Below are 14,731 nucleotides of genomic sequence, written 5' to 3' on the forward strand. Positions count from 1 at the left end.
TTTCTAGTATGCTACTTTACTAAAATATCGATATACTTTATTTAGTTTCTGCTGTTGCTTCCCCTTTTTACTTTCCATATTACCAAACTCAAAAAACTTCACTTTTTTCATTCCAACAAATTTAAACAACGCCCTTTTCATTAAAATTTTATGTGCATTGTTCAACCATAAAAATGGATAATTGGTTGGCCCCTTCATCGTGGACACACAGACTACAGACTTCCCTTTTAAAAGACCCTCTGGAAATAAACCCTTTGTATCTCGATAAGCAAAATTTGCTGCAAATAATTGGTCGATATATCCTAACAGCATGGCTGGCGGTCTCCCCCACCAGATCGGATAAACAAATACAATTTGATCTGCCCAAGAGAGCTGTTGGCGGTATTTTTCCATTTTCGGATCCCGATACATATCACGACGTCGTTTATGTTCATGGAAAATTAAGCGTGGATCGAACTCTTCTTCATATAAATCTAGTATCTGAATCTCCTCGATGGTAGGATTCTCTCGACACCCCTTTATCACTTCTTGTAAAAAAGCATAATTTAAACTTTTATGGTTGGGATATGTATAAACAATTAACGTTTTCATTGTGCGCCTCCTCGTTACTTATCATTTGATAACAAAATAATAATTCATTTCATTTTAGTTGTCAAATGATAATTGTTTTAGGACAAGTTATTTGTTATCTTGACAGTAAGAGGTGATCCCATTGAATAAAAGCGCTTTATTTCATCAGTTTGTAGCATTTACAGCCACAATCCATCAAGTGACACATGATCTCACACAAAATGTTAACACTGCGAATATTACACCGCTACAATATAAAATTCTTGAATATATTAAAGTAAGCCAACCTGTCACACCAACAGAAATCAGTGAATGTCAGCATATGTCCCTACCCAACACAAGCCGTGAACTTCGGAAATTGCTGGAACGGCAGCTAATCGAAAAATTTAACGACACAGCCGACCGCAGAAAGCAGTATGTCCGTTTATCCAAAGAGGGTGAAAAAATGATGGAGGAGGCATTTGCCTGTATCGAAGAACGCTTTTTACAGCTTATTCAACACGCAACACAGGATGATCTAAAGGACATCCAACATGCTCTAACCATTTTAGAGGAAAAGGTTTTACAGCAAAACGGCTAAGACCATGCTGCTTTTCGGGTGTGGTGATCGCTACTATTGGAGAAGCTGGAGGCGAGATCTTTTTTGACTGAAATTGCTCTTGCTTTAGTTTGAAGTGATCATTTTTTTCACAACCGATCTTTTCTTTGCTCGAAGTGATCATTTTTTGTTCAAAACCGCTCTTTCTTTGGTTTAAAGTGCTCGCTTCTGATTCAAAGCTGCTCTTTTATTGGCTTGAAACACTCTCTTTTCATGCAAAGCCGCTCTTTCCTTGGTTCGAAGCGCTCTCTTTTACTTCAAATTGCTCATCTCCTTGCTCGGAGTGATCACTTCTAAACCAAAACTGCTCATTCTTCTTTATGGAATTATTCATCTTACACGCAAAAAGGTTAGCCATAATTTGACTTGAATCATTAAAAATCTTTAGTGTCACGCACCACAGATTCGTAACCACTTTGTCTTTTCTTTAATAGTATAAAGGTGAGTAGAAGGAGGAGTCTCAAGTGGAAGTAGTGTTTGATCGGGAGTGGATTGAAGAACAGTTTGATACACTTCCATTATGGCAACGGTCAGCCTATACAGATTTTGCTGCCACGATTGCGGATGAAGCAAATACGTTTCCGTGTATACCAGCAAGAATGGGCTTTTTATCAAACCATTTGCGCTATAGTTTTGTCGGGGATCCACGGGAAGAGCAATCGATTAAAATGTTAGCACAATGCTTAAAGGACTATACGAAAGCATCACGAACTTTCGGGAAGTATACAACTCTTACTGTGTTCTTTCATACCCCTCACGATATGCAAGATAGCTTTGAGGTAGCAGATTATCAGCAGTTATTTTGGTCCATATTAAATAATTTAACCAATTTGGATGAGATGAATTGGCCTGAAGGAATACCAATGGAGCCTACTCACCATGAATGGGAGTTTTGCTTTCATGGTGAACCCTATTTTATCTCTTGTGCAACACCAGCCCATAAATTGCGAAAGAGTCGTCATTTTTCCACTTTATTAATGGCCATTCAACCCCGTTGGATATTCGATGATATAAACGACACCACAGCCTTTGGGCGAAAAATCAAAAAGCTCATTCGTCAGCGGATTGCAGACTACGACACAGTTCCAGGACATCCAGATTTGAAATGGTATGGGCAAGAAGATAGTTATGAATGGAAGCAGTACTTCTTAAGTGATGATAACCATAGTCCATCCAAATGTCCTTTTTTAAGGATGTCTCAGGAAAACGGTTCATTACGTAATGTTTTTTTGCCTTTTCACAACAATCCAGGTCGCCACACTGATTAAGGCTATAAAGAGCAGGCTCACATAAAAACCGAGTCTGCTTGTTTTTTCACCTAAAGTTCCAGATACCGTCACAGCAATGAGCAACATCCCCATAGCATTCTTTACATGCCCCCACTTAGTTAACTCCATGAGCTTCCAGTAGGTTACTAAAATAAAAAGCCAATTATAGATCAACATTAAACCCGCCGCTGTAATCAAATATTCGAAGATTTTTTCTGGCATCAAAAAACCAATTACAATCGTAATTACTAGCCCACTCGTTAAAAATAAAAAGGCTGGAAAAGGAACTTTCATTTTTCCTTTCTTTGCAAGGACTGCCGGTGCATCATGATCCTCTGCAAGTGTAGTGAGAATGGTGATCACCGCGTAAAGCGAGGCCACCATTGTTGAAAAACCAGCAATGATTAGCACACCATTAAAGATATCTGCCACAAAAGGGATATGGTGTCCTTGAAGCGCTGTAATAAAAGGACTTTCATCAATCGAAAAGTCTTTCCACGAAACGAGTACTAATGCAAGGGCGATGGCCATGATAAAAATAACGGTAATCACGATCAGCATAATTCTCCCCGCTTTTGGCGCCTCTTTTGGATTTTTCAAATCGATGACCATTAAACCCATCACTTCAATTCCTCCGTAGGCATAAAAGGCATAAAGTAATCCGAGCCAAATACCTTTTAGTCCTTGTGAAAAAAATGCTTCATAATTAGCTTGAAGTGAAGCCATTGTAGTAGATGGTGTACCTTTCATGATGATGACCACTGCTACAATAATGAACATAATGATGGCAGCTGCCTTTAAGGCACCGAAGATATTTTGGAAATTTTCAAAGCCCTTCATGCCTGTGAGAATAATGACTAAACCAATAGCAGCATAAATCGATGCAGCAATCCACAGGGGCAGTGCCGGAAACCAAAATTTCGTAAAAATGCCGAGCGCCATCAGCTGGCTTCCCATGATTAATAGCTCAGAAATCAAGTACACCCAGCCATTGCTAAATCCTGCCCAGCGTCCAAAGGCTTGCTTGGCATAGGTACGAAAAGAGCCTTTATCTGGATTTTCCACAGACATTTTAACAAGTGCATCATACACGATATACGTACAAATGGCCGCTAATAAAAAAGGAATTAATACCGCAGGCCCACTTTTATGAATGGCCATACTTGTCCCAAGAAAAAAGCCAGTGCCCAAAGTACAACCGATACCAAGAAGCGAAAGCTGCCACCAGGCCATACTTCCTTTAGCTGATTTTGAAGTCATTTGTTCTCAACCCTTCGTTACGTTCTTACCAATGGCAATGTCATACATCGAATGCCACCACCGCCTTTTTCAAGCTCCGTGACATCAACTTCAAGCAAGTTTTTATTCTTCAGCAGTGGATGCGCTAATAATTGTTGTTGTGTTGCCTGCTTGCTTATCAACAGTGTTTCTGGATTCAGGTTAATAAAGTTGATGTCTGGAATGGTCTTATACGAGTTCAGCCAGTAAACATCCAAACCATGACGCTTTAAAAATGACTCTACCATATCAAAACGACTGCTTTGAGCTGTTAACACCTGAATAGGAAAATGGCGTACAAAGCTTTTAGCAACAACCAGATTCGCGTTTACAACATTACAATTCATATCTAAATGCAGCGTATCATTGCTTTTCGGTAAATCAATTATGGCAATTTCAGAAAACCCCTCTTGAAAAATGCCTTCCTTTAAGCTTTCGATAGCTTCTATCGATGTTCTCATTCCAAGATTAATAAGCACAGCATCTTTATTTAAAATTAACAAATCTCCACATTCGAAGGAATGAAGCGGCTGCAAATTAGCTTTCCATTGTTGTGGTAACCATTTTTCTAATAGTGAATGTGCAAGAGGGTACTCTGGTTTTCTAAGTGAGCTTCCAGCATTTCCAAGTAAAAGCCGATTCCCAATGACACAGGCTAGGTCACGCACAAAATAACGATTGAGGAGCTGCTCACTTAATAGCTGCTGATCGTGGGCTAGTTCTCTTGCATAATCAAGTACATGTACCCCTGCGTTTTCGAATGTTGTCTTTAATGCCATGAAATTATCCATCGCCTTCTGATGGTTGACCGTATCACTCCAACCAACCTGCTCTGCTACTGTTAAATCCGTTACATCTACGAGTGAAGGTGCACAAAGCATCACTACTTTCAGTTCTCCATGTTCTGACCAACAATTTAGTTGAAATGAATCCATTCAAGTATTCTCTCCTTCTTCACAACAATCTCTGTTAGCGTTACCATTGACTTTCAGATTATACAAAGACCATAATTAAGAAGAATTTACCAATTAAAACTATTTAGAGAAAGAGGTGTCATTATGGAATACTATAAATTTTTAAGACAGTATGTAGGACACCAACCAATTATTTTACCTGGTTCGGTGGTTCTCATTCTTAATACTGAAAACGAAATATTATTACAAAAAAGATATGATGGCGGTTGGGGGCTCCCTGGATGCTTAATGGAATTAGGCGAGAGCTTAGAGGATACTGCCAAAAGAGAGGTACAAGAAGAGACAGGACTAGCCATCACAGATTTACAGTTACTAGGTGTTTTTTCTGGTCCGGATTGTTACCTTAAAGTTTCGAATGGGGACGAATTATACGCCGTTACAGCAGTCTTCTATACAAGAAATGTGCTTGGTAATTTAGTGATTGATTACAATGAATCAGAGACAATGCAATATTTCTCTCTTTACCATTTACCAAACGATTTAAAAGATCGTCGATATATTGAACCTTATATCGCACAATTAATTTAGAGAGAAAACAAGCCGTTCTCTCTCTAATTATCATGTAAAATATTCTAATTTTGCTTGAGGGAAAAATTTCTGCATATAGCGATACAAATGTTCCTTAATGTCTTCCTCTTCCTCTTTTTGATAAATATATTTACCAATGCCATATTTGCCCCATTTATATCGTCTTACCGTCTCGTCGAGCTCTAGCTTTGTCATTGGATAATTTTTTTCAATCACTCGTTTTGCAGGCTTTGTAAAGCGATGTTGAATAAATTCAAAGGTGATGTCATCGCGCACATCCTTTGGCAATTCAGCGTCCAATCGCTCAAACATATGATAATAGCCCTCCTGCCAGCCATCATGAAGATAGATTGGCGCAACAATAAATCCGAGTGGGTATCCAGCTCTTGCCACTTTCCCCGCTGCCTCAATGCGCTTTTCCAATGGTGATGTACCTGGCTCAAAGTGCTTAATCACATAATCAGCATTGACACTAAAACGAAACCTTGTACGACCATTATGCTTGGCATCTAATAAATGATCCACATGATGGAATTTCGTTACAAATCGTAACTGACCTAGCTCACTTTGTCCAAAATGCTCAATGGCTCGCTTTAAGGTATGCGTAAGATGATCAATTCCTACAATATCAGAAGTACAGGATGCCTCAAAGCGAGTGATGTCAGGTGCTCGTTCAGCCATATAGTGATCGGCCTGTTCTAGGATTTCATCGACATTGACATACGTCCGAATATAAGGTTTGCTGCCCATAGTTGTTTGTAAATAGCAATAATGACAATGTCCCATACAGCCAGTCGCAAATGGGATGGCATATTCCGCTGAGGGCTTAGATGTATCAAACTTTAATGTTTTTCGAATACCCACTACTAAGGTCGATTTTGCTACCCGATACTTTTGAAAATCATTGTCTCCAGGAAGGTTTCTCACTTGATTATGGGAAGTTGTATAGCGAATTTCAATTCCCATCTGCTCAAACTTCTCTTTTAGCTCCTGACCTAATGGATACTGGAGGGCATCTGGCTCAAAATAAACAAGCTGAGGGGTAAATGGCTTTATCATGTGAGTCCTCCCTTAATGAAAATACTGGTGATAGGCCTGTTCAGCCGCCATCTCGCTTGCAAAAATTACCATGTCATTCGTGATTGGATAATAGGTTTCAAATAAAAATAGAGCTAGCTCCTCTGGTTTTTCTGGATGATAAACGACTGCCGCTTCCTGTATATTCGTTACATCTTGAATATGTGGATTGCGGTAAAAAATATAAACAATATCACCCACATCAAATGGTTGTTGCATCTCTTCACCTTCCTCTGCCTTTCCATTAGTTTGGTGAAAGTGTACAAAAAATATGTCATAAAAAATTTAGTTGGTAATATACATACAGTCTCTTGCAGTTATTTTAAGAAAATTGCACTTCCCGTAAATTGTAACACTTCAATTTAACCTGCTTTATTCAATTCTCCTACGTCGAATAGTGTGAGGTTATCCACTCAAAATTCCCTTACTCTTTTCAATCATCTTGTAAGGAAAGTAAGCCAGAATAAGTATCAAAACTGCATGATGGTTAAATTTTCTTCAAAAGGTAAAAGGGTGAAACTTTTAGGATGCTCATACGTTAAATTAGATGTCATGCTAAGTCATTCAAATGGCATGAAGAAGGGTGGAATTTATGAAAAAAATATGGACTTTACTTTTTGCTGTGATACTTATTGTACCGTTAGTATTGCAGCCGGCAACCGCACAAGCGGCAAAAGCCATCACAATTAATGTGGATGGGGTGCAATTAAAAACCGATCAGCCACCAGCGATGATTCAAGGACGTGTTATGCTACCACTTAGAGCGATCTTTGAAGCATTGAATGCAAGCGTAAACTGGGACCAAAAGACTCAAACAGTCACAGGGATAAAAGGTGATACAACGGTAGTTCTCAAGATTAAATCGAAGACAGCTACTATTAATAACCAGACAGTAACGCTTGATGTACCAGCACAGGTATTAAAAGGTAGAACAATGGTACCAGTACGCTTCGTCAGTGAAGCACTTGGGCAGGATGTTGATTGGAACTCAGAAAAACAGCAAGTATCTATTAAATCTGACACTCCAAGTAATATCAGTATTGCTCCAGCGAGCAATGTGTCAGTTCGAGATGTGAATGATCAGGGAGATGGGCGTGATCTTGAGGTTAGCTTCTCTAAATCGTCTACAGAATCATATGTAGATCATTATCGGGTTATGGTTGTGAAGGCTTCTAAAAGTTTTAATTTGTCATCAGCTCTTAAAGTCTCCTCTTCTAATTATTCGGTGGTATCGACTTCAAATGCGAATCGTGCCGTAACTTTATCGCAAAACTCGCGAGATGTGGACGGAGACTACATAAAAAATGATCAGTCTTATGTGGTTTATATACTTGCCATTGGTAAAGGTTCTTATTCTAGCGTATTATCAACTTCTTCTCCGAAGATTACTCTAACAAACATGTCTACTGTTACCGCAGTAACAAATGTGAAGATTAGCGATATTAACGATTTTGGCGATGGACGTGATGTCTCAGTTAGCTTTACTCGTCCACAAAATGATAGCAATACTTCCAATTACCGTGTGTTTATAGTAAAGACCAAGGATGCTAACAATTTTAGTCTTACCACTGCGAATAATTTATCCAGCAATTATTATACAACAGTGGACAAATCAGGAAGCAACGGCAGTACGTTGATAGCAACTCTGTCTTCCTCAACACGAGATACTTCAGGTGACTTTATAAAGAATAACGAATCCTACACAGCGTTCGTTATGTCTGTAAGTAATACGAATTCTGGCATGAATAAACTCTCGCCTGCTTCATTAGCAGTAACGCTTACTGTATCTACTCCAACTATTACACAAGTAGATGATGTTAATGATTTTGGCGATGGACGCGATTTGAGAGTTAGCTTCAACAAAGTGTCTGACGAATCTAATGTTAACTCTTACCGAATTTTTGTTGTAAGAGCTAACAACTATACGAACTTTACATTGACAAAAGCCAACAGTTTACCTAGCACTTATTACACACAAGTGAACAAAACAGGCAGCAATATTACTCAGGTGCTCTCTGCAGGGGCAAAAGATACTGACGGTTATGCCATTCAAAATGGCGTTAGCTATCGTGTATTTATTATGGCAGTAACTAATAACTCTGCAAATAATGTGCTTTCTTCAGCCTCCAATATGATTTCGCTGCTTAGCAACAATGTGGGTGCAGTGTCGAATATCATTGCCAGCGATGTGAGCGATTATGGTAACGGTCGTGACCTCTTTGTGTCATTCAATAAAGCTGTTGATGAGGCACCTATTAATCACTATCGAATTATGGTGGTACCAACAGCAAATTACAATAATTTTAGTCTGACGGATGCTAATAGCGTATCCAGCAGCAATTACACAACTGTTAATAAATCTGGGAAATCCACATATGAGCAAGCGTTATCTGAAAATACTCGGGATGTGCGCGGAAATACTATTAAAGAAGGTACGAACTACCGTATCTATGTACTGACTGTTGCCAATGGAAATACATTAGGAAACAATGCGCTAACTGCCGCAACGTCTACAGTTACACTAACTAAGAACTTCACTGTGCAAGCTGTAACTAATTTGAATGTTGCAGATATCGATGATAAAGGGGATGGCCGTGATGTGCAAGTAACATTCACGAAGCCTACAGATGAATCGAATGTTAATCATTATCGGATTTTAATGGTACCAACTGCATATTACAGTAGCTTTAATCTTTCACAAGCCAATAGTAGCTCTTATTACATCACAGAAAGCAAAGGTGGAAATTTAGCAGCAAATAGAACATTGGATGGGATTAGGGATGTACGAGGTAATTTTATTACAGAAGGAACTAGCTATCGCGTCTATGTACTGACTGTTGCAAATGGTAACTCTTTAAATGCCTACGCTCTATCCTCTCCTTCACCTGTGATTACAATTAGTAAAAGCAAAGCTGTTCAGGCAGTAAGCAATATTAATGTTAGCGATGTTGGTGATTATGGAGATGGTCGAGATCTACAGATTTCGTTTACAAAACCTTCTGATGAATCAAATATAGATAGTTACCGTATTCTAGTTGTACCTGCATCAAAGGCAAATGACTTTGATCTGAATACAGCTATTAGAGCAACTAATTATACAGGTTGGAGTAAAGGCCTGTATAGTGTGAAATTGGGTGCTGATAGTAGAGATACAGACGGAAGACTTATAACGAATGGCCAAGAATATCGCGTATATATCTTGTCTGTAGGTGGTGGAAATTCTAAGGAAATGTATAGCTTATCCTACCCATCTTCCTACATTGCTTTGGAAGACCTTTCAGCCCCTGGATCAGTGGAGAAAGTAACACTCAGTCTTCAGGGCGACGGATATAAATATAACAATATAAACATTAGCTTTGATGTCAAAAATGGTCAAAGCGTAACGGAGTATAGAGTGTTTATGTTACCTAAGGATAAAGCAGATAGTTTCAAATTGCAGGATGCTATTAGCAATCCAAATAGCACCAGAATTTATCCGAATAATCTCTCTAACGTCAGCCAAGCGCTAAGCATACCAGTAGATGCATTTGGTAATCAACTTGATTCATCTACAGAATATGTTGCTAAGGTTCTGACTTTGGCGAAAGGAACTTCTTCGCTATCGAACACATCCAATAATTCGGTGCAACTCAATAAATCTCCTGATAATAACAATAATGAGGCACCCCAAGACCCTCAAATTAATCAATAGGTCAATTATTTTTTCATAGCTGGGACTCCTTATGGCGCTTCTTGTACCATAAGGAGCCCTTGTTGTTTTGTAATTACTTTTCCCTCTGCTTTTTACATACGTCGCTCTATTTCCACTCTTTATTGATTCGTATACTGAACGATAGCCTGGCTTATAGTTGCTTTGTCATCTGTACCTGCTCTGTTGTCACCTTTAATCCATGCTTTAACAAATATTTTGTTGCTGGATTACTCGCTAAGAAGTTCAATGTCGTCAAATGGACTTTATGTGTTGTAATACTTGCTAAAAACTGTGTTATTAACTCTACATTACTTTCCTCTAGTATTACCATTTGATAAAGTAGAATACGCTCCACCTCACCATATTCATTCCACAATGTTTTGTATAGCATATAGCCAAGTGGTTCATGGTTATCATTATAAAACACCTTTGCTTCCCCATGCTTCACGCTCTGCCAGTTACACTGCCAAGGAACATTTTCCCGATAGAAAGATAGATGTGCTAGCTGCTCTGGGCGAATGGTCGCTATATGAAGGGCTACTGTAGATGTTACCTTGGCTTCATACTCGCCGCTTAAAAATAGTAATTGATTGGCAACCACATAGCCATATTTTTCATACAAGGCAATGGCTACCTGATTTTCCTTAATGGCTTCTAACGTACCCAACTCTACATTTTCTCGCTTATAGATAGCTAGGGTTTCCTCCATTAATAGGCGCGAGACACCCTTACCACGATATGCTGGAGAAATACCAGTCCCACCATTCCAAGCTGTTTTTTGGCCATCGATGGTACGAAAGCCATTCATCACAATGGCAATCGGTTCCTCTTGATCAAAAACGACAATAGAATGCTCAGGAGATAAGCCCTCCCCCACTAGTCGCTGTAAAAACATTTCTGCTGTCATATTAATTTCAATAAAATAACCTTCAAAGCCTTTGTTCCATGCTTTCAATACTTCATCTAATGTACATTGTGCAACTGTTTTAATCTTCATACAATCCCTCTTTTCAAATGGAATCTAATGCTGCTAGATTTTCTAAGGTTAGTTTTCTCACAATCTCATAACCATGTCCTTGACCTTTAGGTTTTATGACAACCGTCCCCATATTCGAAATGATGCCCAGCCCTACATTTCTTGGAAAGCTATGCCCAATGATTATGTTGTTTATGCCCTCAGGTGGAATGATTTCCAGCATCGATGTAGAAATCGTTAATATACTGCTTTGCACTACTGTAGGAAGATTGCCACCTAACATAAAGATTTCAAACAAGAAGGGGTCAATTTGGAGATTGCTGTTTGGAAATGCCAAACGTGCTGTTTCAATGGTCCGACAAAAAGGACTGGTAGTGATGGTGGAAAGGATGGGAATTTGCCAATAGCGTAGCATTTGACCATAATAAATTGCCTCCCTACGACCTTGATCGGATAAATTCCGTTGATTTTGACAACTTTGAAATGTACCATATGCTTGATCTACACCAATAGTTGCTGTTCCGTGTCTTGCATATAAAGTTAGCCCACCTTTTCTCAATAACGCTAGGAGACCCTTTTCCATTTTCTTCATCTCCTTCATCATATCACTTTCTACTTTGTAATGTATGTGCTGTACATAGAAAAAAGCTCCCCACAACTTTTTGTAGGAAGCTTTTTTCTGTTATTTTATTGGAATTCTGACAATAGCAGTCGTTTCTAAATGTTTTGATGAATCAATTGAAATATGACCATTATATTTAGTGACAATTTCTTTGACAATAAATAAACCTTGTCCTCTTAGTCTACCATTCTCATGTTTTTTCGTTGAAAATCCTTGTTTGAATATGTGATCAGGATTCGCAATATTTGGCCCAGTATTGGTAATTTTAAATTCATACTGAGATTCATCTGCTGTACAGCAAATCTTAATCTTACGTTGTTCCTCAGGTAATTCAACAGCAGCATCAATCGCATTATCAATTAAATTGGATAGAATCTTGATTAAATCTGTCGTTTTAATCTTATTAAAGTCATTTTGAGAAAGCGTAAAATCCATATCAATATGATGATTTTGAGCCGTTAATTTCTTCGTTTGCAATAAGATGGACAAACCTGGATGATCAATATTTAATTTTAATGACTTGATCGCCTGAACTTCTTTTGATAGTGAGGATAAATATTGTCTTGCCTGATCTGTTTTTTCTAATTGTAATAAACCATGTAACACTTGGATATGGTTCGTAAAATCATGACGTAGGGACGACACCGAAGTAATCAATGTTTTGATTTCTGCTAGATATGTGTCCTCTGTAGCGCCAACTTCCTTCGCTACCTCTTTTTGATACCATCTTTGTAAAAATAAAAAAGAACCGATGACAATTAAAATAAGTACACCATTAAAAATAAAATTAAATAGGTTGTCTTCAATGACTTTACCCTTAATACCATTTAGCGTATCTGCACTAATGTCAATGCCTAAATACCCGATAATTGTTCCATTATCATCTTTGATGGGTGCACCAACAGATAAATAAGACCCATGTTCAGAATCATGAATTACCTCTGTAACATAGGTTTCACCATTATAGGCCTTTTCAACATGCTTTGCAGGGACAGTACAAACCACGCCAATACCGAAGCCCTCTTTCATTTCTTTTGGCATCCCTGTAATCATGGCTATAGATACTTCAGGATTATCCACCTTTAAGGTGTAAACAAATAGTGCACCTAATTTTATCCTTGCATCGTTTAAATAATTTCTTACTTTCCAATAATAATCATTTTCCTGTGGATTATTTAAAAATTGCTGATAGGCATCCGTATCTATGGATGCAGCAATAGAATGGGCTGCCTCTAAGCTTTGATTGGCAATTGACTCTTCAACGGTCTTTTTTATTTTTACATAGGATGTAAAGATGTTTAAACTTGTAAACAAACATAATAAAATCGTTGATAGAATTAATATTAGTTTTATTTTTCTATTTTTCATAAAAAACGGTACTTCCTCATCTATAAATATTCTAGAATATTATTATATTATAATTAACTCTATTTTTTGTTTGTAAAGCAAACATTGCTTGTATATCCTACATAAATTAAAACACAAAATCAATTTTTATTTTATTCATACCCAAAATTACACACTGTAACAAATAGTTTAATAATCCTTGACAAGAAAGTAAACTAAAAAGATAAGTAATAACTTTTTATGTCTCATTTCCTATTTAAATGGAAAATTGAAAAAACCACTAAAGCAAAGGTATCAAAAAAAGATCAGGTATCAACAATACCTGATCTCATCACAATATGCTTATTTTTTACTTGAAGTCCGTGTTTGATCTTGCGGCTTAAGAAAGGTAGGTCGTTTACTATAGCCCTTTGGAGATAGTCGCAATAGGGACTTACGTATATTGCCCTTTTCAAAATCGGCACTAAAGTTTACGTATGGCACTCCCAAGACTCTCATATTCGCAGTGTATAAAAGGATGAAAAACACGGATATAAAAAAACCAAATAAACCAAAAAACGCCGAAGCCATAATAATGATTAATCGAAAAATACTCATAGCCGTCACAAAGGATTGATTGACCAATGTAAATGCAGCGATACTGGAAATGGCAATCACAACAATCATTGAGGGGCTTGTAACACCTGCTTTAATCGCTGCATCCCCAATAATTAGTCCTCCTACCACACTAACTGAGCCACTGACGGCACTCGGAAGACGTAAGTTGGCTTCACGAAACAATTCAAACATAAATAGCATCATTAAAATTTCTAGAATGGTTGGGAAAGGCAATCCCGTTCTCGATTCGACAACCGTTGCCAGTAGTAGAAATGGAAGCTGTTCTTGATGATATGTCGTCAATGCAAGCCAAAAACCTGGCAGTAGCATACTTATTAATATCCCGACAATTCTGAGTAATCGTTCCATCGAGCTAACAATGAGTGGGTACTCATTATCCTCTGCTGATTTAAAGAGCAACATAATATTTGCAGGTGTAATTATGGCATAGGACACACCATCAATCATTAAGAGTATTCTTCCTCTAATTAAGGCCTGCATAGCAAAATCAGGTCTCCCTGTATAATCATGTCTTGGAAGAATTGTCGCTGTCTTTTCAATTTTTTCCATTAATAAGTCGCCATTGATAACAATATCCGTGTCAATTTTTTGTAATTGAAGTCGAATTTGTTCCAGCATATTTAAATTCACAATGTCTTCCATATATAGTATGGCTACGGTTGTTTTAGAACGCTTACCAATTTCTAATGTCTCTACACTAAAAGAATTAGTCGGTAATCGTTTTCTTAATAAAGCAATATTAATAAAAACATCTTCAATAAAGTCATCTCTAGGTCCCTTTACTACTAGTTCTAATGTTGTTTCCCCAGGCTCTCGATTGGGTCTTTTTGAAATATCACTAGAATAAAGTAATTGATTTTCTTCAAAATACAGTAAAACATGGCCTTTATAGACCCTAGTTACCGCATCCTCTTTCGATAAAATCTTTTGTAAATAGGGAATGTGTAAATGCTGTTCAATTTCTTCCTCTAGCATGTCCTCCGTGACATTGCTTAACAAAGATTGAACACGTTGAACAACCACAGTTTGAAGAATTTGCTCATTGACCATTGCATCACAAGTTATAAAATGTACTGTATATTGCTGAAAATTATATTGTTGGAAAATCACATCAGCAGAGCGTTGAAATAGTGATTTCAACATTTTCAAATTAATTTGTTCCATTGATGAAATACTTCTCATCT

13 protein-coding genes are annotated in these 14,731 nt (G+C 37.7%); 4 read left to right on the forward strand and 9 right to left on the reverse strand.

The genetic code is table 11. The features are described from left to right. Positions 1–3: 3 nt before the first annotated feature. Positions 4–591 carry an NAD(P)H-dependent oxidoreductase gene (locus C7B89_RS07460; protein ID WP_054550751.1) on the reverse strand — a complete coding sequence of 196 codons (588 nt, stop codon included), beginning with the start codon at positions 589–591 and terminating at the stop codon, positions 4–6. 121 nt (positions 592–712) lie between these two features. Here C7B89_RS07460 and C7B89_RS07465 point away from each other — a divergent pair, with 121 nt between their 5' ends. Further along, positions 713–1,150 (forward strand): MarR family winged helix-turn-helix transcriptional regulator, encoded by a 438-nt coding sequence (locus C7B89_RS07465; protein WP_115673420.1) that lies wholly within the window; start codon positions 713–715, stop codon positions 1,148–1,150. Between the two features lie 482 nt (positions 1,151–1,632). Then, entirely contained in the window at positions 1,633–2,436 is an 804-nt protein-coding gene (locus C7B89_RS07475; RefSeq protein WP_016994316.1) for a YqcI/YcgG family protein, read from the forward strand. Here C7B89_RS07475 and C7B89_RS07480 read toward each other — a convergent pair. Together C7B89_RS07480 and C7B89_RS07485 are read right to left on the reverse strand one after the other, a co-directional pair. After that, on the reverse strand, positions 2,383–3,696 hold the full coding sequence (locus C7B89_RS07480; protein ID WP_115673421.1) for an amino acid permease: 1,314 nt from the start codon (positions 3,694–3,696) through the stop codon (positions 2,383–2,385). The two genes, C7B89_RS07475 and C7B89_RS07480, sit on opposite strands and share 54 nt — an antisense overlap. A 17-nt stretch (positions 3,697–3,713) precedes the next feature. Beyond that, positions 3,714–4,649 carry an arginine deiminase family protein gene (locus C7B89_RS07485; protein ID WP_115673422.1) on the reverse strand — a complete coding sequence of 312 codons (936 nt, stop codon included), beginning with the start codon at positions 4,647–4,649 and terminating at the stop codon, positions 3,714–3,716. A 123-nt stretch (positions 4,650–4,772) separates the two neighbouring features. On the opposite strand from C7B89_RS07485, the gene C7B89_RS07490 reads away from it, so the two are divergent. Then, on the forward strand, positions 4,773–5,216 hold the full coding sequence (locus tag C7B89_RS07490) for an NUDIX hydrolase (protein WP_115673423.1): 444 nt from the start codon (positions 4,773–4,775) through the stop codon (positions 5,214–5,216). 30 nt (positions 5,217–5,246) lie between these two features. Here C7B89_RS07490 and splB read toward each other — a convergent pair whose 3' ends face one another. Next, positions 5,247–6,275: a spore photoproduct lyase gene (gene splB, locus C7B89_RS07495; protein WP_048389930.1), complete on the reverse strand. Its 1,029-nt coding sequence runs from the start codon at positions 6,273–6,275 to the stop codon at positions 5,247–5,249. Between the two features lie 12 nt (positions 6,276–6,287). Further along, positions 6,288–6,512, reverse strand: a complete 225-nt coding sequence (locus C7B89_RS07500; RefSeq protein ID WP_004232790.1) for a transcriptional regulator SplA domain-containing protein — start codon at positions 6,510–6,512, stop codon at positions 6,288–6,290. A gap of 373 nt (positions 6,513–6,885) precedes the next feature. Between C7B89_RS07500 and C7B89_RS07505 the strand changes: the two genes are divergently transcribed. Continuing rightward, entirely contained in the window at positions 6,886–9,984 is a 3,099-nt protein-coding gene (locus C7B89_RS07505) for a copper amine oxidase N-terminal domain-containing protein (protein ID WP_115673424.1), read from the forward strand. 151 nt (positions 9,985–10,135) lie between these two features. On the opposite strand, the gene C7B89_RS07510 is transcribed toward C7B89_RS07505, so the two are convergent. The 4 genes from C7B89_RS07510 to C7B89_RS07525 form a co-directional block, all read right to left on the reverse strand. Continuing rightward, positions 10,136–10,981 (reverse strand): GNAT family N-acetyltransferase, encoded by an 846-nt coding sequence (locus C7B89_RS07510; RefSeq protein WP_115673425.1) that lies wholly within the window; start codon positions 10,979–10,981, stop codon positions 10,136–10,138. A gap of 13 nt (positions 10,982–10,994) precedes the next feature. Continuing rightward, the gene (locus C7B89_RS07515; RefSeq protein ID WP_066037654.1) at positions 10,995–11,543 is read right to left on the reverse strand and encodes a histidine phosphatase family protein; all 549 of its coding nucleotides are present in this window, start codon (positions 11,541–11,543) and stop codon (positions 10,995–10,997) included. Between the two features lie 99 nt (positions 11,544–11,642). Continuing rightward, entirely contained in the window at positions 11,643–12,950 is a 1,308-nt protein-coding gene (locus tag C7B89_RS07520; protein WP_103117740.1) for an ATP-binding protein, read from the reverse strand. Between the two features lie 321 nt (positions 12,951–13,271). Beyond that, the gene (locus C7B89_RS07525) at positions 13,272–14,711 is read right to left on the reverse strand and encodes a spore germination protein (protein ID WP_103117739.1); all 1,440 of its coding nucleotides are present in this window, start codon (positions 14,709–14,711) and stop codon (positions 13,272–13,274) included. Positions 14,712–14,731 lie beyond the last annotated feature (20 nt).

It is taken from the genome of Lysinibacillus capsici, assembly GCF_003367505.1.
In the GTDB taxonomy this organism is placed as follows: domain Bacteria; phylum Bacillota; class Bacilli; order Bacillales_A; family Planococcaceae; genus Lysinibacillus; species Lysinibacillus capsici.

Bases quoted from the DNA above. Each gene is read 5' to 3' on its own strand.
- C7B89_RS07520 (WP_103117740.1), bottom strand. From the start codon at position 12,950: ATGAAAAATAGAAAAATAAAACTAATATTAATTCTATCAACGATTTTA.
- C7B89_RS07490 (WP_115673423.1), top strand. From the start codon at position 4,773: ATGGAATACTATAAATTTTTAAGACAGTATGTAGGACACCAACCAATT.
- splB (WP_048389930.1), bottom strand. From the start codon at position 6,275: ATGATAAAGCCATTTACCCCTCAGCTTGTTTATTTTGAGCCAGATGCC.
- C7B89_RS07525 (WP_103117739.1), bottom strand. From the start codon at position 14,711: ATGGAACAAATTAATTTGAAAATGTTGAAATCACTATTTCAACGCTCT.
- C7B89_RS07500 (WP_004232790.1), bottom strand. From the start codon at position 6,512: ATGCAACAACCATTTGATGTGGGTGATATTGTTTATATTTTTTACCGC.
- C7B89_RS07515 (WP_066037654.1), bottom strand. From the start codon at position 11,543: ATGGAAAAGGGTCTCCTAGCGTTATTGAGAAAAGGTGGGCTAACTTTA.
- C7B89_RS07460 (WP_054550751.1), bottom strand. From the start codon at position 591: ATGAAAACGTTAATTGTTTATACATATCCCAACCATAAAAGTTTAAAT.
- C7B89_RS07485 (WP_115673422.1), bottom strand. From the start codon at position 4,649: ATGGATTCATTTCAACTAAATTGTTGGTCAGAACATGGAGAACTGAAA.
- C7B89_RS07480 (WP_115673421.1), bottom strand. From the start codon at position 3,696: ATGACTTCAAAATCAGCTAAAGGAAGTATGGCCTGGTGGCAGCTTTCG.
- C7B89_RS07510 (WP_115673425.1), bottom strand. From the start codon at position 10,981: ATGAAGATTAAAACAGTTGCACAATGTACATTAGATGAAGTATTGAAA.
- C7B89_RS07505 (WP_115673424.1), top strand. From the start codon at position 6,886: ATGAAAAAAATATGGACTTTACTTTTTGCTGTGATACTTATTGTACCG.